Raw genomic sequence first — 24,069 nt, 5'->3', positions numbered from 1 at the left:
ATACCTCCGACCACCGCGGGTGGCCGGAGGTATTCGGACTGTCAGATTATTCGCCGGTCTGTTCGTCGGCGGTCGCCGTCGCGGCGCAGGACTTCGGTAGTCGGATGGCACGGCGAGTGGGCAGCGCCGCACCCATCATGATCCGGCGCTCGGTGAGAACGAAACTCTTCCCACGACGCTTGCCGGTCGTGCGCGGGGCGGGGCCCGTGCCGACGGTGATTACTCGATCGGCTGGTCCCACAACGGCTTTCATGCGGTCCTCCTGGTTGCGGCGAGTGCCATCGCGCGCAATGACTGTTTCGCGGATTCGGTGGCGGATGAGTTGTCGATAGCGGCGAGGCCGCGTTCGGTGAGGTCGGCGATGCGGGTTTCCACCTCGTCGACCGCGCCGAGCTCGGTGAGCACGGCGCGCAGGCGCTCCACGTCGTCGGCACTCAAATCGGTGCCGATGCTGGTGCGCAACAGTTTCGCGGCGGCGACGTCGGTGGCGTCGGCGCGGCGCAGGGCCTCGGCGAGCAGCACCGTGCGCTTGCCTTCGCGCAGATCGTCGCCGGAGGGTTTGCCGGTGACGGCCGGGTCGCCGAAGACGCCGAGCAGGTCGTCGCGCAGCTGGAAGGCGATGCCGATATCGGTGCCGTACTCGCGGTAGGCCTCGAACAGTCCGGCGTCGGCGTCGGCGATGGCGGCGCCCAGGTGCAACGGCCGCTCCACGGTATAGGCGGCGGTCTTGTACCGGTTGATGCGCAGCGCGGCCTCGACCGAGTCGTCGCCGCCGGCTTCACCGTTGATGTCGAGCAACTGCCCGCCCAGCACCTCGGTGCGCATCAGCGCCCACACCGGGGCGAATCGGCCGATGGCGGCGTCGTCCAGGCCGGAGGCGTGGACCATGTCGTCGGCCCAGGCCAGGGCCAGATCCCCGATGAGGATGGCGACACTGCTGCCGAAGTGCGCGGAGTCCCCGGCCCAGCCGCGTTCGCGGTGCCGCTGTTCGAAGTCGACGTGCACGGTCGGAAAACGGCGGCGGGTGCGGGAGGAGTCGATGATGTCGTCGTGGATCAGCGCGCAGGCCTGCACCAGTTCGAGTGCGGCGCAGGCGCTCAGTACCGCGGTTGCCTCGGGGCTGTCCGAAGTCCCGCCCGCGCCGAGCCACCCGGTCCAGGCGAAAGCCGGACGGGTGCGTTTGCCGCCGCGCAGCACGAACAACTCGAGCGCTTCGGCGGATTCGATGAACGGGACGCCCAGCGGGTCGACGGTCGCGCGCTTGGCGGCGAAGAACTCGGTGAGAGCCTTTTCCACGGCGGTGACGAAACCGGGTGTGCCCAGTTGGGGAGTAGCGGAGGCCGCCCCGTGCACCTCGGCTGATCCGTTGGCCGCCGACGGCAGGGTTCTGGTCGGGGTACCTGGTCCGGCGGACAGGGCATCCTCCAAGGTGGATCACGGGCCGCACTGGTGCCAGCACGGCGGAAGTCGGTGTTTTGGGCTCGGGGCCGAGGCGGGATATCAACCAGGTCACCGCGAGGGTACTGCCCAGTAAAATGATACGCGCGCCCCTGCTGACCGGCGTCGCGCGGGTTCCCTCTTTTTCCCGCCATTTGGGAGGAAATAGGTCGAACGTGCAGGTCCCCCTACACTGGACCGGTGACTTTCGATGACTTGCGGCGGCCACCGAACGTCTCTGGAACCCCTTCGGTTGTACAGAGCTTGCGGGCGCAGGGGGGCCGTGCCGTGCCGTTCTCGGTGGAATTCAACCCGCCGCGCGACGCCGCCGCCGAGGCCCGGCTGTGGCGAGCGGTGCGCGAATTCGAGCGCATGCATCCCGCCTTCGTGTCCATGACCTATGGCGCGGGCGGGTCCACGCGCGACCGCACCGTGCGGGTGACCGGTCAGCTGGCACAGGAGACGATTCTGCTGCCGGTGGCCCACCTGACCGCGGTCGGGCACAGCGTCGCCGAGTTGCGCTCACTGGTCGGTGCTTACGCCGACTCGGGAATCAAGAACATCCTGGTGCTGCGCGGTGATCCGCCGGGCGATCCGCTGGGCGAGTGGGAAAAACACCCGCAGGGCGTGGCATACGCCGAGGAACTGGTGCGCATCGTGCGCGATCTCGGCGACTTCCATGTCGGGGTCGCCTCGTTCCCGCAGGGCCATCACCGGTCGCCGAGCCTGGAGCACGACACCGAGTTCCTGGCCGCGAAGCTGCGCGCGGGGGCGGAGTATTCGATCACCCAGATGTTCTTCGACGTCGAACACTATCTGCGCCTGCGGGATCGGCTGGCCGCGTTCGACCCGGTCGAGGCGGAGAAGCCGATCATTCCCGAGTTGATGCCCGTCACCTCGCTGCGCACCGTCGCGCGCGCCGAGGAGCTGTGCGGCCGTCCGCTGCCCGGACACGTCCTGGAGCGGTTGCACCGGGCCGCCGGTGACGGTTCGGAGGAGAACCGGGCGGCGGTGCGCGAGGTCGGCATCGAGATCGCGACCGAGATGGGGCAGCGTCTGATCGACGAGGGCGCGCCGTGCCTGCACTTCATCACCCTGAATTTCGCGAAGGCGACCAGCGAGGTGCTCACCAACCTGGGATACGGCGTGACGGCCGCGCCGCTCAGCGCCTGAGGCTCCGAATCCCCTGCGCCTGGTTGCTGCCGGAACAGAACGCGCCGGTCATTCGGCGCCACGCCCCAGTGGCCCTGCACACGAATGCCCAGGCCCCGCAAAGGGTCTGGGCATCGCGCGCAGGGCTCAGGCGGCGCGGGCGGCGCGAACGCTCCAGGCCTCGGCGAGCAACCGGTGCGACTCCAGCCGGTCGGCGTGCGCATGGGTGACGCTGGTGACCAGCAGTTCGTCCGCGCCGCTGACCCGCTGCAGTGCGGCCAGGCGCTCGCTCACCGTGTTGGGCGAACCGACGAATTGGGTCGTCGTCCGGTCCGCCACCAAGCGAGCCTGATCGGCCGTGAGCGGCCCGGCGGTGCCGGGATCGGGGTATTCCGGCGCGCCCGCCCCGCTCCGGATGCCGTGCACCCAATGGCCGTAGGTGGACGCCAAATGTTTTGCGGCCGTGTCTGTTTCGGCAACCACGACGTCCGCCGAGACCACCACGTACGGCTCGGCCAGCTGCGCCGAGGGCTGGAAAGCCGCGCGGTAGGACTCGACCGCGTCCAGCGCGGTCCCCGGCGCGACGTGGTAGGCCGCCGCGAACGGAAGACCGAGGCGGCCGGCGATTTCCGCGCTCACCCCCGCCGAACTGCCGAACAACCACACCTCGACCTGCGCGCCTTCGCCCGGGACCGCGTGCAGCGCGAACCCGTCCGGCGTCCGGTAGGTGCCCGCCAGTAGCGCGCGGATGTCGTCTACCTGTTCGGCGAAGTCCTGCGGTTGCGCGCCCTCCTGATGCAGCGCGTGCAGGCCCGCGAGATACTTCGAGCGATCCGCGACCCGCCGGGGATCGAACGGCGGCGGTATCACCACACCGTCGCGGACCTCGGTGCGTCCGGTCGCGGTGTCCACCAGCGGCCGCTCGCGCTTGGGATGGGTCGGCTCCGCACCGAATTGCGCCCTCCGATGACCGGACCGTCCCAGCCCGAGATCGAGCCGCCCCGGGTAGAGCGCGTCGATGGTGCCGAACGCCTCCACGATCGACGCCGAGGTGTGGTGACCCACCTGAACCGCCGCCGACCCGACCCGGATCCGGGAGGTGGCCGCGGCGACCAGCCCGATCAGGGTGATCGAGGACGAACTCGCGACCGAGACGAAATGGTGTTCGGCCAGCCAATACCGGTGGTAACCCCACTGTTCGGCGTGCTGGGCGAGATCGATGGTGTTGCGCAGCGCCTGCTGGGGGGTGGAGCCGGCACTGATCGGGGACAGATCCAGGATCGATAGCGGGACGCTCACAGCTGATCACCCGCCCCCGGCTTCGGCTGCTGCTCGCCCGCCTCGATGGCGACGCGCAGCCGGTTCTGCGCGGGCGCGATCGGGCAGGTCGCGAAATCGGTGAAGGCGCACGGGAGGTTCGCCGAGCGGTTGAAGTCCAGCCGGACCGTGCCGTCCGGGTCCGGCGTGCCGATCGAGAGCGCACGGGCCGCGGGGTAGGTGGTCACGCCACTGGTCGCGTCGGTGAACAGCACGCGCAGATCGTCACCGTGGCCGAAGACCACCACCTGCTCGGTGACCGCGCCGATCGTGAATTCGATGGTGCCGGTGGCGGTGTGGTGATGTTCGAGCCCGTCGACGACCGCGCCGGTGGTGAGGGTGCGCGGCGTGTCGAAGGGCCGGTAGCGGCCGGTCACGACCCAGCGCGGGTCCGGTGCGTAGGCCGGGATGCCGTCGAAGGTGAGCAGTGCCGGTGCCGCCGGATCGTGGACCCGCACGGCATAGTGGCCGGTGCGGCGGATCACCTCGAGGATCCGGTCCCCGTGCCGCACTTCGAGTCCGGGCGCGCCTTCGGCCGGGGCGAGGATCTGCACCCCGGCGATGCCCGCGCCGTCGAACTCCAGGCGGTCGCCGGGCTGGGCGGTGATGAAGACCTTGTTGTCGGTCACCCACCAGGTGCCGGGCAGGTCGTCCAGGCGTTCGGGCTGGTCGGTGAGCCAATGCAGGGCGGTGAGGCTCAGGAAGCCCAGCGGGTCCCGCAGCTGCTCCTCCCGGGCGTGGTGCCACAGCGCCCAGGCGGTGTCGAATTCGGTGGCGGGGGCGGTGCTGGTGGTCGTGGTCATGACGCGCGGGCTCCTTCGTGGACGGTGTGGCGGGACTGACGGGGATGGCGCAGGCCGAGGTGTTCTCGCAGGGTCGACCCGGTGTACTCGGTGCGGAAACTGCCGCGCTCCTGCAACTCCGGGACGACGCGGTCGACGAATTCGTCGAGTCCACCGGGGGTCAGGTGCGGGACGAGGATGAAACCGTCGGCCGCGTCGGCCTGCACGTACTCGTCGATCTGCGCGGCCACCTGAGCGGGCGTACCGATGAACTGCTGCCGGGCGGTGACCTCGATGATCAGTTCGCGGATCGACAGCTTCTCCGCCGCCGCCTTGGCGCGCCAGGCCTCGGCGACCGCGCGCGGATCCTTCGCGTGCCGCACCCGCCCGCGGGTGATGTTGGCATTGTCAGCCGGTTCGACCTCGGGCAGCGGGCCGTCCGGGTCGTAGCCGGAAAAGTCACGGCCCCAGACCTGTTCGAGGAACGCGATGGCGGTCTGTGGCCCCACCTGTTGCAGGCGGATGTGCCGGGCCCGCTCGTGCGCCTCGGTCTCGGTGTCGCCGAGCACGAAGGTGGCGGCGGGCAGAATCTTCAATTCCTCCGGTGTACGACCGTATTTCGCGAGCCGCCCCTTGATGTCGGTGTAGAAGCGCTGTCCGGCTTCGAGGGTGCCGTGACCGGTGAAGATGGCATCGGCGGTGGCCGCCCCGAATTCCCGGCCGTCGTCGGAATCCCCGGCCTGCAACTGCACCGGGTAGCCCTGCGGGCTCGGCGGCAGGACGAAACGGCCCGAAATGTCGAATTGCGAACTGCGGAAGACGGTTTCGGCGACATCATGTGCGAACACGCCCGCCGCGCGATCCACCACCGGTGCGTCGTCGGGCCAGCTGTCCCACAGTGCCCGGGTCGCCGCCACCACCTCGGCGGCGCGCTGATAGCGCTGGCTGTGCTCCAGAAAGCCGCCGCGGCGAAAGTTCTCGCCGGTGAAGGCGTCCGACGAGGTGACCGCGTTCCATGCCGCCCGGCCGCCCGAGAGGTGATCGAGCGAAGCGAACTGTTTGGCCAGTTCGAACGGTTCGTTGAAGGTGGTGTTGATGGTGCCGGCCAGGCCCAGCTTGTCGGTGACCCCGGCGAGCGCGTTGAGCACGGTGAAGGTGTCGGGGCGGCCCACCACGTCCAGGTCGTGGATGCGGTCGCGGTGTTCGCGGAGCCGCAGCCCCTCGGCGAGGAAGAAGAAATCGAATAGGCCGCGTTCGGCCGTGCGGGCCAGGTGTACGAACGAGGAGAATTCGATCTGGCTCTTGGACTCGGGGTCGGCCCAGACGGTGGTGTTGTTGACGCCGGGGAAGTGTGCGGCGAGGTGGATCTGCTTGCGGGATTTCGCGGTCATGAGGCTCTCTCAGTTCGACGGCGCGGTCGCGTACCGGCTGACTGGACGCGGCAGGCCGAGGCGGTGCCGAAAAGCGGTGTGGGCCAAAGGGTTACGTTCCAGGCCGGGTAGGCGTGCCAGTACGGGCCGCAGGGCGAGGGGGCGTAGAACAACACCATCGGCGACCCGCTGTGCCGCGATCTCGTCGAGCAGTACCCGCAAGCCCGCCGTCGTCCCGAGGTGCCGCAGCGGCGCCGTCGCCGCCTCCGGCGTGCTGACCGGGGCCGCCCACTGATCGAGCTCGATGATCTCGGCGGCGGCGGCTTCGACCGAATCGGCGAGATGGACGTCGAGATCGAGCAGGATCCGTACCGTCTCGGGGTCGCGACCGGCCGCGCGGAGCGCGGCGCGCAGGTCATCGCGCCGGATGCGAGCTTCCGCCGGTGTGGCCGCGGTGATCCGGACGAGGTCGGCGCGCCGCACCGCCACGGCCGTACTGGCCGCATCCCCGGCTCGTACCGCCACGATCGGCTGGCCCTGCGGTGATCGGGGCGTGATCGAGGGCCCCTTCACCGAGAAGTTGTCGCCGTCGAAGTCGATGTAGTGCAGCTTGTCCCGGTCGATGAACCGGCCGGTGGGCACGTCGCGGATCTCGGCGTCGTCTTCCCAGCTGTCCCACAGCCGGGTCGCCACCTCGATGGCCTCGTCGGCTTCGTGCCACAGCGCCCGCGCGTCCTGAACCTCCTTGCGTCCGAACGCTTTCGCTTCGGCCTCGGTCGCCGACACGGTAACCTCCCAGCCCGCTCGGCCCAGCGTGGCGAAGTCCAGACTGGCGATCGCCTTGGACAGATGGAACGGTTCCGTGTGTGTGACCGCGGCCTGCGGCAGCAGAGCGATCCCGTGCGTGGCCGCGGCGACCCGTGCCGCGATTGCCACCGCGTCGAGCCTGCCGCGGGTGACACCGGGGCCGCCCGGTTGCAAACCGAACGAGTCCGGGAGGAAAACCGCGTCCACGCCGGCCTTTTCGGCTGCCGTGACCGCGTCCGCCCAGTATCCGCCGGTGAACAGATCCTCGGCCCGCGAGTCCGGTCGCCGCCACGACGCCGGATGGACGCCGGTGCCGGGCAGCTCCAGCGCGAGCAAGAGTGTCGAATCAGCCATGTGCGGCAGACCTTTCCAGTTCGGCCGTCGGTATCGCCGACAGCAGCTCGCGGGTGTACTCGTGCTGTGGGTTGTCGAAAATGTCGGCGGTGCTGCCGGTTTCGACGATGCGCCCGTGCCGCATCACCGCGACCCGATCGCTGATGCGGCGCACCACGGCGAGATCGTGGGAGATGAACAGGTAGCTCAGGTCCAGCTCGGATTGCAGCCGGTCCAGTAGCTCGAGAATTTGCGCTTGGATCGAAGCGTCGAGGGCGGAGACCGGTTCGTCCAGCACGAGCAGGTCGGGGTGCAGCGCGAGCGCACGGGCGATCGCCACGCGCTGGCGCTGTCCGCCGGACAGTTCGGCCGGGCGGCGGTGCGCGAACCGCTCGGGTAGCGCCACTTGATCGAGCAACTCCCGGACCCGGCTCCGGCGCGCGGTGCGATCACCGATACCGAAGGCGCGCAACGGTTCCTCGACGATCCGGGCGACCCGCCAGCGCGGATCCAGGGACGCGTACGGGTTCTGGTAGACCACCTGGAACCGTTGCCGGAGCCCGCGCAGGCGCGAACCACGCAACCCGGTCAGGTCCTGCCCGTCGAAGGTGACCGAACCGCTGTCGGGGTCGATGAGCCGCAACGCGATCCGCGCGGTGGTCGACTTCCCGGAGCCGGATTCGCCGACCAGCGAGAGGGTTTCCCCGCGCCGCAGGACGAACCCGACGCCGTCCACAGCGGTCACCGCGCCACCGGCTTTCGCGTGGAACCGTTTACGGACCTCGTGCACCTCCAGCAGGGGCGGGGCATCGCCGGTCCGTGTGGGCCGGAAGCCCTCGAACGGGGCGAGGCTGGGTGAGGCGGCCAGCAGCCGCTTGGTGTACGGGTGTCGAGGGTGAGCCAATACCTCTGCGGTAGCGCCCGTTTCGACGATCTCCCCACCGTTGAGCACGATCAGCCGATCGGCTCGCTCGGCCGCCACCGCCAGGTCATGGGTGATCAGCAGCACCGCGGTACCGCGCGCCGTGGTCTGCGCGGTGAGCTGGTCCAGCACCTTCCTCGCCACCGTGGCGTCCAGGGCGCTGGTCGGTTCATCGGCGATGACCAGGTCGGGCTCCGCGATCAGCGCCGCCGCGATCAATACCCGCTGGCGCTGGCCACCGGACAGTTCGTGCGGGTACTGGGACGCGCGCAGCTCCGGCCGATCCAGCCCGGCGTCCGCGAGCAAGCGCACCGCGCGTTCGCGAGCCGTCCGGCGGTCGGCCAGACCGTGCACCAGCAGCGTCTCCGCGACCTGATCACCCACGCGCCGGACCGGATTCAACGACAACCCCGGGTCCTGGGGCACGAATCCGATGTGTGCCCCACGCAACCGCCGCCAGGCGCGCTCATCACCGTGCGGCACCACGTGACCGTCGAAAGCGACGGAACCCCCGGTGATTTCGGCGGCTGATCCGAGGAGTCCGAGCACCGCGTGCCCGAGCGTCGACTTGCCGGAACCGGATTCGCCGACCAACGCGACCACCTCACCGCGCGCGAGCGTCAGCGACACCCCTGCCAGCGCGTTGACCGGCCCATGGGTGGATCGGTACCGCACCCGCAGATCCCGCACCGTGAGCAATGCGGTGTCGGTGGATTGCCCGGATGACCGGTCGCCCGGTGCAGTGCCGGGTGTCAGCGTGAGCGGCTGGGTGTGCCGGGATGTTTCGGTGGTCATCGGTCGGCCCCCCGTCCGACGACCCGCCCGAGGTGCTGGGCGGCGACCACGACCGCGATGATGACCAGACCGGGCAGGGTCGTCAGCCACCAGGCGATAGCGAGGTAGTTACGTCCCTCGGAGATGAGCGAACCCCACTCCGGCGTCGGCGGTTTCGCGCCGTACCCGAGAAAACTGAGCGCCGACACCGACAGCACCGCCATCCCGAATTCGACTGCCGCCAGCGCCAGCACGGGCTGGGCGGAGTTCGGCAGGATGTGCCGGGCGAGCACGGTGTACCAGCGGACACCCGCGGCCTGGGCGGCCTCCACATAGACCTCGCCACGCACCCGCAATACTTCCGACCGCATCACCCGGGCGAAGTTGGCGATCAGCGAAACACCCACGGCGATGGCCACATTGCGGGTACCGAAACCGAGCGCGGTCACCAAAGCGAGCGAGAGCAGCAGCGAGGGGATGGCGAGCAGCACATCGACCACCCGCATGATCACCGTGTCCACGATGCCGCCGAGCGTGCCGGAGAGCAGGCCCAGCAGCGATCCGGCGAGCAGCGCGATAGCCACCGCGGTGAGCGTGGCCGTCAGCGACAGACCCGCGCCGTGCACCATGCGGGTGTACAGATCGCGTCCGAGATTGTCGGTGCCGAACCAGTGTTCGGCGCTCGGCGCGCGGAACTTCTCCGCCGGTACACCGGTCAGCGGGTCACCACTGGCGAAAACCGAAGGGAACAGCGCCCATCCGAGGGCGAGCAACGCCACGATGCCCGCCAGTAGCGCGAAAGCGTTGGCGCGCAACCAGAGCCAGCGAATCGCGGGCCGGCGCGGCCACGACAGTGCGCTGCCGCGTTCGTCGAGCAGGTCAACCATGGGTTCGCACCGCCTCCACGATGGCCGCGAATGCCCAGGGGGAAGAGACCGCCTCACGCCACCATCGCCAGCGATCGGCGCGACGGCGGTCTGCGGCCAGGGGCCCTGACGCGAATGCGCTGGGGGAGCGGGGCAGCACGGAATCGGTACCGATCGAGGCCGACCGCCTGGGATCGTGCGGGCGCAGCGGCGAATTCGGCGGCGGGCCCAGGAGTGCCGCCACGCCGGCTGTGGCCGCCCCTCCGAGTTCTGGGTGTGTGGGCGTGGTGTCATGCACGGACGGCCACCTCCTCGACGGTTGTGCGGGTGGTTGGGGCAGAACGGGTTTCGCGCGCGGCGATGCGGGGATCGAGCAGCGGGTAGAGCAGGTCCACCGCGAGATTGACCGAGACGAAGATCGCGGCGCTGAGCAGCACGATCCCTTGCACGATCGGAATGTCCTGGGCCAGTACCGCGCTCTGGGTCAGCCGCCCCACGCCGGGGCGCGCGAAAACGCTCTCCACCACGACGGCCCCGGCCAGAATGTGACCCACCAGCACACCCGCGATGGTGAACGTCGGCACGCTCGCCGGGCGCAGGACGTGCTTGCGCCGCACCCACCACCGCGAACCGCCCTTGGCCAGCGCGACATCCACGAACGGCTGCCGCCAGGTGGTTTCCAGACCGGAGGTCAGCACCTGCGCGATGACCGCGCCGATGGGCAGGCCCAGAGTCAGTGCGGGCAGCACCGCGCCACTGAATCCTTGCCCGCCGAACGCGGGCGTGAGCCGCCAGTGGAACGAGAACAGCTGCAGCAGAACCAGTCCGGTGAAGAAGGTGGGCACCGCCACCCCGATCGAGGGCAGCGCGCCCAGCGCGTTGCGCAGCCACGGCCGCTGGGTGGCCGTCGCCGCCAAGGCCAGCCCGACGCCGCCCACCGCCGCGAAGAGCAAGGTGAGCGCCGCCAATCCCAGCGTCGAGGGCAGCGTCTCGCCGATCGCCTCCGTCACCGGCTGCCCGGTGACGATGGAGTATCCGAGGTCACCGCGCAGCGCGTGCCCGAGTGCGGTCCAATATTGCTGCCACAGTGGCTGATCGAGCCCGTAGCGGGCTTGCAGTTCGGCGATCGCCGCCGGGTTCACCGGGGCTCCCGTCTCCGCACCGCCGGCCGCGATCGAGACCGGGTCGGCGGGCAACAGGTAGAGCACCACGAAGGAGAGGGTGAACGCCGCCCACAACACCCAGATCGCCTGCGCTACCCGCAGCGTCAGATATCGCCCCATGTCAGCGCCCGCTCAACCAGGCGTCGAAGAACTGGAGCCGGGCCGAGGCCTCGAACTTCAGGTCGTGCACGGTGTCGCCCGCACCGATGGCCTGCGACAGCTCGACCGTCGGAATCCACAGTCCCGCCTCGAGAACGCGCTCCTGCGCGGTGCGGATCAGAGCCAGCCGGGCCGCCACGTCGGCAGTGCTCAGCTGGCTTTCGAGCACGTCGTCGACCGCCGGAATCCGTTCGCGCACATTGAGGTTGCGCCCCTCGACGGTGAACGCGTTCCGCAGGATGTCACCGTCGGCGCGGGTGGTGTTGTAGTAGTAGGTGTCGTAGTCCTTGGCGTTCTGCCGCGCGGTGGTCTCGGGCAGTGACACCAGATCCAGGCGCAGGTCCACACCGACCTGACGCAACTGCTGCTGCACCAACTCGATGATCGCCTTGTTGCCCGCGAAGACCTGGCTGAACACCACGCCGAAGCTCAGTCGCACACCGTCTTTCACCCGGATGCCGTCGCCGCCGGGCACCCAGCCCGCCTGATCCAGCAGGGTCCGGGCTTTGCCCGGGTCGTAGGCCAGCTTCGGGGAAAGATCCTGGTAACCGGGTGTGGTGCTGGCCAGCACGCTGGTCGCGGGTTTGAACTGCGGGCCGAGCACCGTGTCCACCAGTTGCTGCCGATCGATGGCGGGCAGCAGCGCCTGGCGTACCGCGGGGTCGCGCAGCGGCCCGCGAGTCAGGTTCGGCTGGAAACCGAAGGGTACGCCCGGATTCGCCGTGGTCAGCAGACGCGCGTTCGCGGCTTCCAGCAGCGGTAGATCCTGCGGCAGCGCGTCACTGATCGCGTCGAGCTGTCCGGAGGTCAGGCTGCCGGTGCGAACCCCGGACTCGGGGACCACGGTGAACTCGATGCGATCCAGGTAGGCCTCGCCGCGATGCCCGAACACCGCGGAACCCCAGGCATAACCGGGCCGCTTGACCAGAGTGGCCGAGACATCCTGGCGGTAGCCGCCGTAGACGAAAGGTCCACTGCCGATATTGCTGCCGTCGCACCGCTGCTCGGCAGGCTTGGCCGTCGTCGCCCCCGCTTGAATGCCGAGCTGGGTCGTCGACGTCGCCTGCAGGAACTGCGCGTTGGGCTTGCTGAATTCCACCCGGGCGGTCAGGCGGTCCAGCACGGTGGTGCCGACATAGTTGGTCAGATAGCCGTTGCCCAGCGGTGCTTTGGCGGCGCCGATTTTCGGAATGGAATCGAAGGTGTCGCGCACCGATTCGGCGGTGAGCGGGCTGCCGTCGCTGAAGGTGACACCGTCGGCGAGGTGGAAGGTGAAGACCTTCGCGTCCGCGTCGGCCTCCCAGCTCCGCGCCAGCCACGGCTTCAGCTCGCCGGTTTCCGGATCCTGATCGGTCAGCGAATCGACGATCTGCCGGGTGACATAGTGCGTCTGATTGCTGCCCGCCTGGGCCGGATCGGAGCAGGTCGGGGCCTGCGACAGGCCGTAGCGCAAGGTTCCGCCCGGCCGCGGCGGCCCGGCGTCGGCGCCGGTGCTGCCCGTGTCGCCACCGCAGGCGACCACGGTGCCGGCCGCGGCGAGGACGCCGGCGAACGCGGCGAGGCGATGACGGGTGCGAATCACGGTGCTACTCCAGATAATTGCGGGGAATCGACGGTCCGGCCGGAAGCCAAGGGCCGACTGGGAATACGCCGGCGCAGCTCGGGTGCGACAGCGGCTTGGAAGAGTTCGAGGCTCGCGCGGTGCTGCGCTTCGGTGCGCCCGTCGGGTTCGGCGGACAGGTGGATCACCTCGTGTCCGAATTGCTCGTGCTGGCGGCCGACCTTGTCGATCACCTGCTCGGGGCTGCCGATCAGCGCCGAACTGCGCACCGCGAAGTCCTCCAGCGTCTCGAACACGATCGGCTGGCCGAGCTTGCGCGCCAACGCCAGTCGCGCCCGGAAGATCGGGCCGTACACCTCGAGCGCCTCCTGCGAGGTGGGTGCCACATGGAACCCGGCGGTACCCGCACCGACCAGTGCGTCGGCGGGGTCGTGCCCGTAGTGCGCCCAGCGCTCCCGGTAGTGCCGGACCAGCGCGGCATACGGCTCGATCGGATTGGTGACATTCGCCGAGAACAGCGGATCGCCGTGGCGGGCGGCCAGTTCCACCGAATCGCGGCTGGTCGCGCTGCCGTGCCAGATCCGGATCGAGGGCTGGTAGGGCCGTGGCAGCGCCTGGGCCTCGACCAGGTCCGGCCGGAATCGGCCCGACCAGGTCACCCGGTCGCTGGCCCACAGCGCCCGGAAGAGCTCGTAACCCTCGCGGTTGCGGTCCCACTGATCCGCTGTGGTGACCCCGTACAGTCGCGCCTGCGCGGCGCCGTTGCCCTTGCCGATGATCAGTTCCAGCCGTCCGCCCGCCAGATTGTCCAGCGTCGAGTAGTCCTCGAAGGCCCGGACCGGATCCAGCAGACTCAGCGTCGTCACCGCTGTGAACAGTGTGATCCGCGAGGTGACGGCGGCGATGTGACTGAGCAGCACCGGCGGCGCGGCGGACAGGAATGGATCCTCGTGCCGCTCGCCGACGGCGAACCCGTCGTAACCGAGCTGCTCCGCCAGCCGCGCCTGGCCGACCACCGAGCGGAACCGGTCGTGCGTCTCGGGCAGTACGCCGGTGCGCGGATCGGGCACCCTGGTCACCAGGGTGAACAACAGAAACTTCATGTCGAGGGGTTCCTCCATCGTTCCTGGCGGAAGCACCCGCACCCGGCATGCCGGGGGGTTGCTGCGACGTCGGCGAGCCAGGTCTCTCAATCGCTCTGGATGGTGCTCGAACATCATGGGGAGCAAGCGAACTCGGCGACAAGAGTAGAAATCACCGTGAGCCCAGCCCTGGTCAGCGCGCGCTGAAGCGCGGATTATGGTCGCGGCCCCGACTACGGCCCATCCGCCGGGCGCGCCGGAAATGACCGATTTCCCGAGTTTGCGGGCGTACCGTTGCACCTCGATCGTCCCGACGAAGGAGGTTCGCAGTGCCTGTCCGCCGCGTCTACTCCGGCTCCCGCCGCTCCCGGGAGCGCGCCCGCGCCATGGGAGTGGCGTTGGCTCTCGGCACCCTCGCGCTCGGCGTCCCGGCCCCAGCCACGGCACAACCCGAAGCCGCCCCGCCAGCCGATCACGCGGCCACCGCCGATTACATGGCAGCCGCCCCCGCGCCAGGCGCCGATCCCGCGCCAGGCGCCGATCCCGTGGCTGCCGCCGATCGCGCGCCAGCCGCCGTTCCCGGGGCTGCCGCCGTTCCCGGGGCTGCCGCCGTTCCCGGGGCTGCCGCCGTTCCCGGGGCTGCCGGCGATCCCAGGGCTGCCGGCGATTACGTGGCCGCCGATCCCGCGCCAGCCGGTGATGCCGTGGCTGCCGCCGATGCCGTGGCTGCCGCCCCCGCGCCAGCCGCTGCCCCCGGCGTCGGACCGTCCACCCTCACGGCCCTGCAATCTCTCGGTGTGACACCGTTCCTCTATCCCACCGCGGCGCTGTGCAGCGGTACGGGCGCGGCTCTCGGCAGCCCGGCCGTGGCGGGCGCTGTTCCGGGGCCGTGGCCCGTGCACGACATCGCGATCCCCGGCCTCGATCTGACCGCCGTGAAACCCGGCCAGACCTTGTTCGCTTTCGTCCCGTCGGGCAACACCGGCGCCGACGGCTCCGGCATGCGGGTGGCATGGCTGAACGTGGACAGCGGTCGCGCGGGGCTCGCCTCGATGGGCCCGCTGAGTGAGGTCTTCAGCCGGATGGTGCCCCCGGAGGTCCCCGCCGGACTTCGCCCGCTCGCCGAGCAGGCCGTCCGCGACTTCTTCGCCGGAGCGGTCCCCACGGGCGGCATTCGCGCGGTTCCCGTCGACACCGGTCGCGGCACGGTGCTGGCCGCCGTGTTCGGCACCGAGGTCGACGGTGCCCGGACCTGTTTCTACCTACCGACGGTCGGAATCACGACGGTGCCCTGATCTTTCCGATGGGTCGGTTGCTGATCGCGACCCGGACCGGCGGGCCACATCATGCGTGGCCTACCTTCCCCACTCAGTCGACAGTCGGTGACGGCGAGCAGAGTTCGCCGCTCAGACCCTGGGAATCGGTGCGCCTGGTGACGGCAGACTCAGCTGCCGACCGAACGCCGCTTCCACGTCGACGTCCCGGCGCGGTGGGCAAGGTGCGACCGGACGGAGAGCACCGCATACCCGCCCACCGACAGCGGATGCGCCAGCGCCGCGAGGAAATCCATCCGTCCCAGCGGTGCCGCGGTCTCGGTGGACCGGGCAAGCAGACGCCCGATGACCGCCGCGGCATATCCGAGAAGTCCGGCGCGCCGCAGCTTGCCCCGCCCGCCGATCGCCGCCAACGGCGGGATCCAATACCCCACGGCGACAAGCAGTCCCACCCCCGCGGCAGCCAAAGGCGAACCACCGTAAGCGGACCACAGCCAACGGGTGTACCCGGCGTCGAGTTCGGCTGCGCCCCGGTACATTCGGGTCCGCGCCTGCCGTCCCGCCGCGACCAGCGCGGTGTGCCTGCCGCTGCGACGCAGCGCGCGGGCGATATCCAGATCCTCGGTCGGGCTGCCCGCCACGGCGGCGTGCCCGCCGATAGTCCGATAGGCCGCGGTGTCGAAAACCAGGAACTGCCCGCACGCCACCGCCATCGACGGTGCGCGGCTGCGATTGCCGAGCGTGATCGGCAGCGCCGCCGCCCAGGACCAGCACAGCAGTGGCTGCACCAGCACCTCGGCCACCGAGCCCGTCTGCTGCGCGGGCCACGGAGACACCAATGCCACGTCGCGTCTGCGCAATTCGGATACCGCCGCGGCGATCGCGCCCGGAGCCAGCCGCACATCGGCGTCGAGGAACACCAGCACGGCGGTGTCGGTCAGTTCGGCGAGCCGCTCGCAGGCCGCCGCCTTACCGGTCCAGCCGGGGGCGGGTTCGGCATCGGAACGGATCACCAGGAAACGGTCGTCGCCCGCGATCGCCCGTGCGGCCGCGTCGGCGGTCCCATCGCAGGACGCGTCGTCCAGGATCAGCACCCGCAGATCCGGTACTCCGGTCTGAGCCCGCAGATCGGCGATCAACGCGGGCAGCCGGTGGGCCTCGTCCCGGGCCGGGACGCACACCGTCACCGGCTCGACCACCGTGGCGGACTCCGGTAACCGCCGCACCGTCACTCGGTTGTACAGCGCGACAACACATCCGAAGACCGCGATGGCCGTGCCCGCGCGCACGACCCGCTCGGCGGGACGGGTCAGTGCCCTTCCTTCACCGTGCGCCACCACTCGCTCAGCGAGAACCGCCCGGAGGAGCCCGGCGCCGGGGGATTGCGATCCATATACGCCATCGCCGCCACGATCGCGGCGACCGCGAGCGTGATGCCACCGACGATCCCGGCCCACCCCGCGAACGAGCGCGTGTTCGGGTCCGCGTAACTGACCTCGGCGTGCAGCAGGGAAACCTCGCCCGGCGACAATTTCCAGGCGACGGTGGAGTCGTCCTCGCGGCTGCCGTTGGTCTTGGCCACCCGCGACGGGAACGCCACCGTCAGCTGCACATCGGAGCCGTGCGGCGGCACCGATTTCAGGTCGACCCGGCCGTCCAGGGTGACCAGATCGCCGGTGCGCTGGAAGTTGAGGTGGAACATGCCCTGGCTCTGTTCGGAGAGCGCGCCGAGTTGCGACACCTCGCCGAAGGACAGGTCCTCGAAGAAGACCTTGCTGCCCACATAGCCGTCCTGGGTGTAGGGCTCGACTCGCACCTTGGCCGCGAGCGAGTCGGGCGCCTTCAACTGCGGCCCTTTGTCGTTGGCGTCGGCCGGCACCACCGCGGCCACCACCCGCCCGGACACCCGGTCGTTCGACGACACACCCATCGACACCTGGACCCGCAGGCAGGCCGCGAGCATCGGCACCAGCAGTGCCGCGAGCAGCACCGCCCCCGCTATACGCACACCGGTGCGGCGCGGCGTCGCTAGAACCGGGGCATCGGGCTTCGTGGTCATCGGACTAGGTTGCACGGCTCACATCGTGCCAGGCCGGGCCCCACATTAGCCACGCGACAAGCCAGAGCGGGCGAGCAACCCCAGCAACGGGATTCCGAGCAGGCCCATACCGACCGCTCCGTACCCCGCGGAGGCGGGCAACCCGAGAAACACCGCGTGCGCCAGCGCCGACCCGAGCCACGTCCACAAAAACACCGCGACCGGCACCGCGACCGACGCGGGTCGTGGATCGCGCCGCCGATCGGCAACGCGCTCCCACACCAGCAGCAGACTAGCCATCAGCAACCCGGCAGCCACCCAGCCGGCGTAGTTGGTCAGTGGAATCTGCTCCAGCCCCGGCAACCCGGACTCGGCGTCACACCAGCGCCATTGGCCGTCGGCCACCATCTGCGGGTCCAAGAACAGGTCCCACCCGACCCCGCCGGCCGCCGTTAGCCCGACCCTGGCCGCCGGCGTCCGCGCCAGCAGCCCGGCCACCACCCACACCGGGTAGAGCCCGCCCGTCCACGCCACCGGCACGATCAGCGGCACCCCGGCCACCGCCGGCCCGATCCGATCGACCGCGTACTCGTAGCACCCGAACGGAAACCCGGTCGCGATGCCGACGACCTCCGCGAGCAGGCCGATTCCGGACAGGATCACCAGAAGCCCTGCGGCATAACGCCACCCGCGCGTCACGGCCGCGTGTGCCAGCGCCGTAGCGGCCGACAACAGGACAACGGCGACCGTCACCCGATCCCGGCCGGCGCCGCTGGTCAGCGGATAGCTGATCTGCACCGCCACGAGCAGCAGCGCGAACACCATCGGCACGACGACCGCCGCCTGCGCGCGCACCGGCCCGCCAGGCACCACCAGTTTCGCGGACTCCGGCGCGCGGACCTCTCCCGCTCTCATCGCCTGCGTGACAAGGTGAACCGCGTGCGCCGGGAGTCGCGCAACAACAACTGTGCGGCGCTGCGGCCGCTGGCGCCGGAGACGCCGCCGCCAGGGTGGGTCGACGCACCGGTCAGATAGAACCCCGGCGCACCCGGGATCCGCTGACCGGACAACTCCGGGATCGGCCGCCACATCATCATCTGATCCAGCGACATCTCCACGTGCATCACGTTGCCGCCGCGCAACCCCATCTCCCGCTCCAGATCCACCGGCGTCTGCACGTACCGCCGCAGCACCGAATCGGCGAAACCCGGTGCGTAGGAGTCGACTTCGGCGATGATCCGGTCGGCCTCCCGCTCCGCGTGGTCGGCCCAGTCGGTGCCGTCGGCCAGCTCGTACGGATGCCACTGCGACCACAGCGACAGCTGATGCTCGCCGGCGGGAGCGATGCTCGGGTCCAGTGCGCTGAAACTCATCGCCAGCACCACCGGCCGCGGCGGCAGATCACCGGCCAGCGCCGCGCCGTGCGCACGCCGCAGCTGCCCGCGGTCCGACACCAGGAATTGCAGGCCGTGCGCCGATTCCGCGAGCGAAGCCCCCGGATAGTGCGGCAGTGCGCTGGTGGCCAGCCGCACCACCATGCCGATACCCGGGCCCACTCGGATCCGCCGCTGCCAGTCGTCCAGCGGTTCGGGGTCGAAGCCGCCCTCGCGCAGCAGATCCAGCGTGGTCAGAATGTGCGTGCCCGCGATCACATTGTCCGCTTGGAGGTCTCGGCCCGAGGCCGTGCGCACCCGCCAGCCCGCGCCCGCGCGCCGCACCGAGGTGACCGCGTCCCCGGCGCTCACCGTCCCGCCGTCGGACCGCAGGCGCGCGACCAAAGCCTGTGTCAGCGCACCACTTCCGCCGACCGCGCGACCGGGCGGCAGCTTGTGCATGAGCGCCGCGAACCCGACCATCGGCGCTGTCCCGGGTTCCGACATCGGCGGTCCGGATTGCGCACCGAACCAGGCCAGTGAGGCTTTGAGTCGCTCGTCGCGAAAGTAACTGTCCAGCAACGCGTCTCCGGGCTGCAGGAACTCGCGGGACAGGGCGCTGCCGCCGTCGCCGGCGTCCAAGCCCCAGAACGATCGCAACAGCCGGCCCGGCGTGGATCGTCCGCCGAACGCGCGCATCACCCGGTCGCTGCGCTCACCCCAGACGTCGACGAAACGCCGATAGGCGATCGCGTCGTGCGGACCGCAGGCCGCGGCGATGGACGCGCAGGTGCGGTCCAGGGCACGAGAGAAGACGATCGGGGGCGCGCCGTTCACCCCGGGCGTGAAGCCCCAGGGATCGCAATCGATGTAGCGCAGGCCGAACTTCCCGAGCTTCAGCTCCTCGATGATCCCGGTATGCCGGATCATGACGTGCGCCGAGGACCCGCGATCGACCTGATGGCCCGGGAACCGTTCCACGGTCGACACCGCACCGCCGAGTACCTCATCTCGCTCCAGTACCTCGACGCGCTCGCCGGTCCGCGCCAGATAGCACGCCGCGACCAGCGCATTGTGTCCCGAACCCAGCACGAGGGTGGTCACAGCGGAAGTCGCCGTCCCAGAATCGCGAACGGCCGGGTATCACCCGCGAACACGAAATTGCGGACCACGTCGAGAAATCCTTCCCTTCGGTACAACCGCCAAGCTCGATTGTCCTCTCCTTGCACTTCCGGCGTCGACAAGAGCACCGCCCCCTCGGGGCGGTTCCGCAACAGCCGGGTCAGCAGCGTGGTGCCCAAACCCTGTCCCTGCGCCGCCGGATGCACGTGCAACTCGGTCAATTCGAAGTAGTCGGAGAGCAGTTGACGAGCCGACTGCTCCGGCCAGGCGCTGCGCCGCATTCCGCTGTGCACCTGCTGGTGCCACCACTGATGCGGGGCGCCGCGGTATCCGTAGCCGATGGCCAGCATCGGCGCCTTACGCAGATCGACGCGCCCGTCGTCATCGGGGCGGAACGCGGCCACGGCCTGCCAGCCCGGCCGGGTGGTGTGCTCGGTCCACATCGGGGCCCGATGGTTCTCGGTGCCGTGCGGATAACCCATCGCGGCGACATACACCGACAGCGCGTCGTGCATGCGGTAGCGCAATTCGGCGACCGAGAGGTCGACGACGACGGGTGCGGCGGCGGACTTGTGTTCGGGCTTGACTGCAGTCATGGCTCTCGGACGAAAAGTTGTCGGTGGGTGTCCCTATATTCAAGCGTAATTCAAACGTTCGAATGCCTGTTCGGTCCGTGCGGTGGGTGAAGAGCACTCCAGGACTCCGGGTGTCGAGGAGCGGAGGAATGGGGAAATGTCGTCTCGTATGGAGCAGCCGGGGCAGCCCGGCAGGGCGGGCAAGCTGCTGAAAAGGGCGGACGGATTGCTCATGGAAGCGGCGGGGGAGCACGATCCGCGCGAACGTTTCCGTACCGCCTATCTGGCCGCCCTGCGCGGTGCGGGTGCGGTGCTCGCGTTTACCGGGGCTGACGCCGCCCCCCGCGCCCGTTCTCGCAACGCGTGGGTGCTGTTGCAGCGCGCCGCGCCCGAGTTCGTGATGTGGGCGGACTATTTCAGCGCGCGCTCGGAATTGCGGGCCGCCCTGGAGGCCGGCTTGGACCGGGATGTCGATGATCACCAGGCCGACGAGTTCTATTCGCGGGTAGGAGCATTCCTGCACGACGTAGAAGACATGCTGACCGCGGCCTCGCGTTTGCGGCCCGCACCAGGCCTGAACGGCGGCTTGACCGCATAATCACAGACCGACGCCACGCCATGACCAGTTAGTTATGCGCGAGTAGGTGGTACGCCTCTGATCGAACTCGTATCATTGGTTTCAGATAGCCGCCAAGGTCGGCTGTCTGTCGCTTACCCGGAAGCGGCAGCCCACGTCTAGTGCCGGGGGAGGTACCGTGCCACTCTCCGAGCACGAGCAGCGCATGCTCGAACAGATCGAGAGCGCGCTCTATGCTGAGGATCCGAAGTTCGCCTCGTCCGTCCGCGGCGGACGCCTTCGTTCGACCTCGAGTCGCCGCAGACTCCAGGCCGCGGCTTTGTTCGTCCTCGGCCTGGTTCTGCTTGTCGCCGGCATCGCTTTGCCGAAGCTCGGCGGCTTCCCGATCATCAGCTTGATCGGTTTCATCGTCATGTTCGGAGCCGGCGTTCTGCTGTTGCTCGGCAGTTCGAAGGGCGGGGCGGCCGCGGCCGAAGCGTCCTCGAGCGGTTCGGGTGGCAGCGGGCCGAGCGGGTCCGGCCGAGGCAAGAAGCCCGGTGGGTTCTCCGAACGTATGGAGGACCGTTTCCGGAGGCGCTTCGAACAAGAGTAGGCCCAGCCCTAGGGCACAGCCTCGATATCTGAACGCAGCGGCGACGTCGCACCGATCCGGTGCGACGTCGCCGTCTCATGTCCGCGTGCGCCGCGCTGCCCCCGGCCGGCCCCGCGCCCGCTCGTTCTCCACCACCACGCCCCACCGAATCCCCCACTCCAACCCACCGCGGCTGCGGTTGCTGGGTGTTTCCGGGCGATCACCCAGGTCCGCGCCGCGTGTCGGCGGAACACGCGAAAGCTCTCCACCGCCGTGATAGCTGTGATGACCTGCGGAATCGCTGAACCGGGGAGGGAGATCACCCCGGTATTCGATTGAAAGTGGGGGAAAGTGGGGTAATGTGGAGCGCGCACTACAGGAGAGGCCATCCAGACGAGGTGATCCAGTAGGGAGGTATCGAGGTTGTTTCTCGGTACCTACACACCTCGGCTGGACGACAAGGGGCGACTCACGTTGCCTGCGAAGTTTCGAGACGATCTGGCGGGAGGGTTGATGGTCACGAAAGGCCAGGACCACAGCCTTGCCGTGTATCCCAAAGATGAGTTCACCGCGCTCGCTCGCCGGGCCGCGGCGGCGTCTCGAAGCAATCCGCAGGCTCGCGCGTTCGTCCGGGCACTCGCCGCCGGAACGGATGAACAACGTCTGGATGCGCAGGGCCGGATCGTGTTGTCAGCCGAACACCGTCGCTACGCGAACCTCGACAAGGATTGCGTGGTCATCGGCTCGGTCGACTTCCTCGAAATATGGGATAAGCAGGCGTGGGAGTCCTACCTCGCCGAGAACGAGGAGGATTACGCGCAAGCGAGAGACGAGTCGCTGGGCGGGATCTTCTAGCCCCGAAACAACGAGTGCCACGCGGCCTCTGCCCGGACGTGGACCCTGACGTACTTCCCCGACGCCAGGTGCCGGTTCGGTCAGAGACCACGCGGCATTCGTTTTCGACAAGCAGCTTTCTCCACCCACGCCGCCGAGCCGTAGGCGGTGCGCGACGATGCGAGGCAGATCCGGGAGGTCGAGGTGAACTCAGAACAGCCCGGCCCCCGCCATGTTCCGGTCCTGCTCAGACGGGCCGACGATTTACTCGGCCCGGCGCTGGCCGAACCCGGCGCCGTCTATCTCGATGCCACGCTCGGATTGGGCGGGCACGCGGAACATTTCCTGCGCACCTATCCGGAGTCCCGTTTGGTCGGGCTCGACCGCGACACCAACGCGCTGGAACTCGCGAGTGCGCGGCTGCAGCCGTTCGAGGACCGAATCACCCTGGTGCACACCCGATACGACGGCATCGCCGAGGCGCTGAAGCAGGCCGGGCTGGACGCGATCGGGTCGGTCAGCGCGATTCTGATGGACCTCGGTGTGTCCTCGATGCAACTCGACGAAGCCGATCGCGGTTTCGCCTACTCCGTCGACGCGCCGCTGGATATGCGGATGGATCCGACCGCCGGGCTGACCGCCGCGGATGTCCTCAATACTTACAGCCACGGTGATCTGGCCCGGGTGCTGAAAACCTATGGCGAAGAGCGGTTCGCGGGCAAGATCGCCTCCGCGGTGCTCAAGCGCCGGGAGCGCAAACCGTTCGAAACCAGCGCCGAGCTGGTCGAGTTGCTGTACGCCACCATCCCCGCGGCGACGCGGCGGACCGGAGGTCATCCCGCCAAGCGGACCTTCCAGGCCTTACGTGTCGAGGTGAACAGCGAACTCGATTCGCTGCGCGCCGCGTTGCCGGCCGCGCTGAACTCGCTGCGGATGGGTGGCCGCATCGTGATCATGTCGTACCAGTCGCTGGAAGACCGGGTCGTGAAACAGGAACTGGCGCCGCGCATCATCTCGCGCACGCCGGTCGGCCTGCCGGTCGAACTGCCCGGGATGGGTCCGGAATTCCGGATGCTCACCCGTGGCGCCGAGAAGGCGACCGAACAGGAGATCGAGGAGAACCCGCGTGCGGCGCCCGTGCGAATGCGCGCCGCCGAGCGGATCCAAGAGACGGAGGGGAAATGACTATCGCAGCGCCGCGCAGCGGCTCCGTGGGGGGTGGCCGGGCAGCGGGTGGGCCGGCCAAGGAACGTGCCGCACAACCGGGTCGGGTCGCCCGGCGAGTGCAGGCCGCCGGGCGGGCCAAACCCGATGCGGCGGAGAAGGCTTACGCCAGGCGCAAGCTGCGGGCCGAAACCAAGGAACAGGCCTCGCCGAAGCTGCCCAGACGGCGCAGCTCGGTCATGGCCACCCGTATTCCCTTCGTGGCGGCGATCATCGCGCTGCTCGGCTGCGGTCTCGCGCTCACCCTGCTGCTCACCACGCGGGCCGCCGAGGACAGCTACCAGCTCAGCGACGCCCGCTCGCTCAACCGTAAACTGTCCGAGGAACGCGCCGGCCTGCAGCGCGAGGTAGAGGCCGCCGACTCGGCGCCCGAACTCGCCGCACGGGCGCGCGAACTCGGCATGATCCCGGCCAAGGATCCGGCCCGGCTGATCATCGCGCCGGACGGCGCCATTTCGGTGATGGGTGACCCGACGCCCGCCCAGGGCGCGCCCGCGCCGCCCCTGAACACCCCGCCCGCCCAGCCCGCTCCGCAGCCGCACGCCCAGGCGCACGGCGAACGGGTGGTTCCGGTGGCCCCGCCGCGCTCGGCCGGCCAGGCGAACACCGACCAGGCCAACGGCGCCACCGCGCACACCACCCCCAACCCCGCGCCCGCCGCGCAGCAGGCCGCACCGACGCCCAGCCCGGTGCCCTCGCCGATCGCAGCACCGCAGGAGGTCACTCGGTGACTCACACCAGGCCCGCGCCGCGTCA

Annotated in this window: 23 protein-coding genes and 1 riboswitch; of the genes, 7 read left to right on the top strand and 16 right to left on the bottom strand. The window is 69.5% G+C overall.

The annotated features are described in order from the left end of the window. Positions 1–46: 46 nt before the first annotated feature. Complete coding sequence (locus tag BJ987_RS33170) at positions 47–253, bottom strand: hypothetical protein (RefSeq protein WP_209896986.1); 207 nt, start codon at positions 251–253, stop codon at positions 47–49. Then, a complete protein-coding gene (locus tag BJ987_RS33165; protein WP_209896985.1) occupies positions 250–1,428 on the bottom strand; it encodes a polyprenyl synthetase family protein in 1,179 nt (392 codons plus the stop codon). The genes BJ987_RS33170 and BJ987_RS33165 overlap by 4 nt, the downstream gene beginning before the upstream one ends. Before the next feature lie 210 nt (positions 1,429–1,638). On the opposite strand from BJ987_RS33165, the gene BJ987_RS33160 reads away from it, so the two are divergent. Further along, positions 1,639–2,610, top strand: a complete 972-nt coding sequence (locus BJ987_RS33160; RefSeq protein ID WP_209896984.1) for a methylenetetrahydrofolate reductase — start codon at positions 1,639–1,641, stop codon at positions 2,608–2,610. 126 nt (positions 2,611–2,736) lie between these two features. Here the strand turns inward: BJ987_RS33160 and BJ987_RS33155 are convergent, their stop codons facing one another. From BJ987_RS33155 to BJ987_RS33115, 9 genes are all read right to left on the bottom strand, one after another. Beyond that, a complete protein-coding gene (locus tag BJ987_RS33155; RefSeq protein WP_209896983.1) occupies positions 2,737–3,888 on the bottom strand; it encodes an LLM class flavin-dependent oxidoreductase in 1,152 nt (383 codons plus the stop codon). Then, complete coding sequence (locus tag BJ987_RS33150) at positions 3,885–4,709, bottom strand: DUF1684 domain-containing protein (protein WP_209896982.1); 825 nt, start codon at positions 4,707–4,709, stop codon at positions 3,885–3,887. Before BJ987_RS33150 ends, BJ987_RS33155 begins: the two co-directional genes overlap by 4 nt. Beyond that, positions 4,706–6,079, bottom strand: a complete 1,374-nt coding sequence (locus BJ987_RS33145; RefSeq protein WP_209896981.1) for an NtaA/DmoA family FMN-dependent monooxygenase — start codon at positions 6,077–6,079, stop codon at positions 4,706–4,708. Before BJ987_RS33145 ends, BJ987_RS33150 begins: the two co-directional genes overlap by 4 nt. 9 nt (positions 6,080–6,088) lie before the next feature. After that, complete coding sequence (locus tag BJ987_RS33140) at positions 6,089–7,219, bottom strand: LLM class flavin-dependent oxidoreductase (protein WP_209896980.1); 1,131 nt, start codon at positions 7,217–7,219, stop codon at positions 6,089–6,091. Then, positions 7,212–8,915: a dipeptide ABC transporter ATP-binding protein gene (locus tag BJ987_RS33135; protein WP_209896979.1), complete on the bottom strand. Its 1,704-nt coding sequence runs from the start codon at positions 8,913–8,915 to the stop codon at positions 7,212–7,214. Before BJ987_RS33135 ends, BJ987_RS33140 begins: the two co-directional genes overlap by 8 nt. Continuing rightward, the gene (locus BJ987_RS33130) at positions 8,912–9,781 is read right to left on the bottom strand and encodes an ABC transporter permease (RefSeq protein ID WP_209896978.1); all 870 of its coding nucleotides are present in this window, start codon (positions 9,779–9,781) and stop codon (positions 8,912–8,914) included. Before BJ987_RS33130 ends, BJ987_RS33135 begins: the two co-directional genes overlap by 4 nt. A gap of 269 nt (positions 9,782–10,050) precedes the next feature. Beyond that, the gene (locus BJ987_RS33125) at positions 10,051–11,043 is read right to left on the bottom strand and encodes an ABC transporter permease (RefSeq protein ID WP_209896977.1); all 993 of its coding nucleotides are present in this window, start codon (positions 11,041–11,043) and stop codon (positions 10,051–10,053) included. Position 11,044: 1 nt separating this feature from the next. Continuing rightward, positions 11,045–12,664 (bottom strand): ABC transporter substrate-binding protein, encoded by a 1,620-nt coding sequence (locus BJ987_RS33120; protein WP_209896976.1) that lies wholly within the window; start codon positions 12,662–12,664, stop codon positions 11,045–11,047. Further along, the gene (locus BJ987_RS33115) at positions 12,661–13,746 is read right to left on the bottom strand and encodes an LLM class flavin-dependent oxidoreductase (protein WP_209896975.1); all 1,086 of its coding nucleotides are present in this window, start codon (positions 13,744–13,746) and stop codon (positions 12,661–12,663) included. The genes BJ987_RS33120 and BJ987_RS33115 overlap by 4 nt, the downstream gene beginning before the upstream one ends. Before the next feature lie 11 nt (positions 13,747–13,757). Then, a riboswitch (SAM riboswitch) is annotated at positions 13,758–13,852 on the bottom strand. Between the two features lie 202 nt (positions 13,853–14,054). On the opposite strand from BJ987_RS33115, the gene BJ987_RS33110 reads away from it, so the two are divergent. Beyond that, a complete protein-coding gene (locus BJ987_RS33110; protein WP_209896974.1) occupies positions 14,055–15,020 on the top strand; it encodes a hypothetical protein in 966 nt (321 codons plus the stop codon). Between the two features lie 149 nt (positions 15,021–15,169). Here BJ987_RS33110 and BJ987_RS33105 read toward each other — a convergent pair whose 3' ends face one another. The 5 genes from BJ987_RS33105 to BJ987_RS33085 all read right to left on the bottom strand — a co-directional run bounded on the left by BJ987_RS33105 (position 15,170) and on the right by BJ987_RS33085 (position 20,128). Further along, positions 15,170–16,336 carry a glycosyltransferase family 2 protein gene (locus BJ987_RS33105; RefSeq protein ID WP_307869833.1) on the bottom strand — a complete coding sequence of 389 codons (1,167 nt, stop codon included), beginning with the start codon at positions 16,334–16,336 and terminating at the stop codon, positions 15,170–15,172. After that, positions 16,309–17,058, bottom strand: a complete 750-nt coding sequence (locus BJ987_RS33100; protein ID WP_245366246.1) for an LppM family (lipo)protein — start codon at positions 17,056–17,058, stop codon at positions 16,309–16,311. Before BJ987_RS33100 ends, BJ987_RS33105 begins: the two co-directional genes overlap by 28 nt. Positions 17,059–17,103: 45 nt before the next feature. Next, positions 17,104–17,862, bottom strand: coding sequence for a carotenoid biosynthesis protein (locus BJ987_RS33095; protein WP_245367720.1), 759 nt, complete (start codon positions 17,860–17,862; stop codon positions 17,104–17,106). 86 nt (positions 17,863–17,948) lie between these two features. Further along, positions 17,949–19,514, bottom strand: coding sequence for a phytoene desaturase family protein (locus BJ987_RS33090; RefSeq protein WP_209896971.1), 1,566 nt, complete (start codon positions 19,512–19,514; stop codon positions 17,949–17,951). Continuing rightward, positions 19,511–20,128: a GNAT family N-acetyltransferase gene (locus BJ987_RS33085; protein ID WP_209896970.1), complete on the bottom strand. Its 618-nt coding sequence runs from the start codon at positions 20,126–20,128 to the stop codon at positions 19,511–19,513. The genes BJ987_RS33090 and BJ987_RS33085 overlap by 4 nt, the downstream gene beginning before the upstream one ends. 136 nt (positions 20,129–20,264) lie before the next feature. Here BJ987_RS33085 and BJ987_RS33080 point away from each other — a divergent pair, with 136 nt between their 5' ends. The 5 genes from BJ987_RS33080 to ftsL all read left to right on the top strand — a co-directional run bounded on the left by BJ987_RS33080 (position 20,265) and on the right by ftsL (position 24,044). Continuing rightward, positions 20,265–20,705, top strand: coding sequence for an SAV_6107 family HEPN domain-containing protein (locus BJ987_RS33080; protein ID WP_245366244.1), 441 nt, complete (start codon positions 20,265–20,267; stop codon positions 20,703–20,705). Between the two features lie 157 nt (positions 20,706–20,862). Further along, on the top strand, positions 20,863–21,276 hold the full coding sequence (locus BJ987_RS33075; RefSeq protein WP_209896969.1) for an SCO2097 family morphological protein: 414 nt from the start codon (positions 20,863–20,865) through the stop codon (positions 21,274–21,276). Positions 21,277–21,678: 402 nt separating this feature from the next. Next, positions 21,679–22,110, top strand: coding sequence for a division/cell wall cluster transcriptional repressor MraZ (gene mraZ, locus BJ987_RS33070; RefSeq protein WP_194819414.1), 432 nt, complete (start codon positions 21,679–21,681; stop codon positions 22,108–22,110). A 183-nt stretch (positions 22,111–22,293) separates the two neighbouring features. After that, complete coding sequence (rsmH, locus tag BJ987_RS33065) at positions 22,294–23,274, top strand: 16S rRNA (cytosine(1402)-N(4))-methyltransferase RsmH (RefSeq protein WP_209896968.1); 981 nt, start codon at positions 22,294–22,296, stop codon at positions 23,272–23,274. Further along, positions 23,271–24,044 (top strand): cell division protein FtsL, encoded by a 774-nt coding sequence (gene ftsL / locus BJ987_RS33060; protein ID WP_209896967.1) that lies wholly within the window; start codon positions 23,271–23,273, stop codon positions 24,042–24,044. The genes rsmH and ftsL overlap by 4 nt, the downstream gene beginning before the upstream one ends. Positions 24,045–24,069: the final 25 nt, after the last annotated feature.

Source organism: Nocardia goodfellowii (assembly GCF_017875645.1).
GTDB lineage: Bacteria > Actinomycetota > Actinomycetes > Mycobacteriales > Mycobacteriaceae > Nocardia > Nocardia goodfellowii.
Note: the sequence above shows the minus strand (reverse complement) of the source record. Positions and strands in the feature narration are given on the sequence as shown.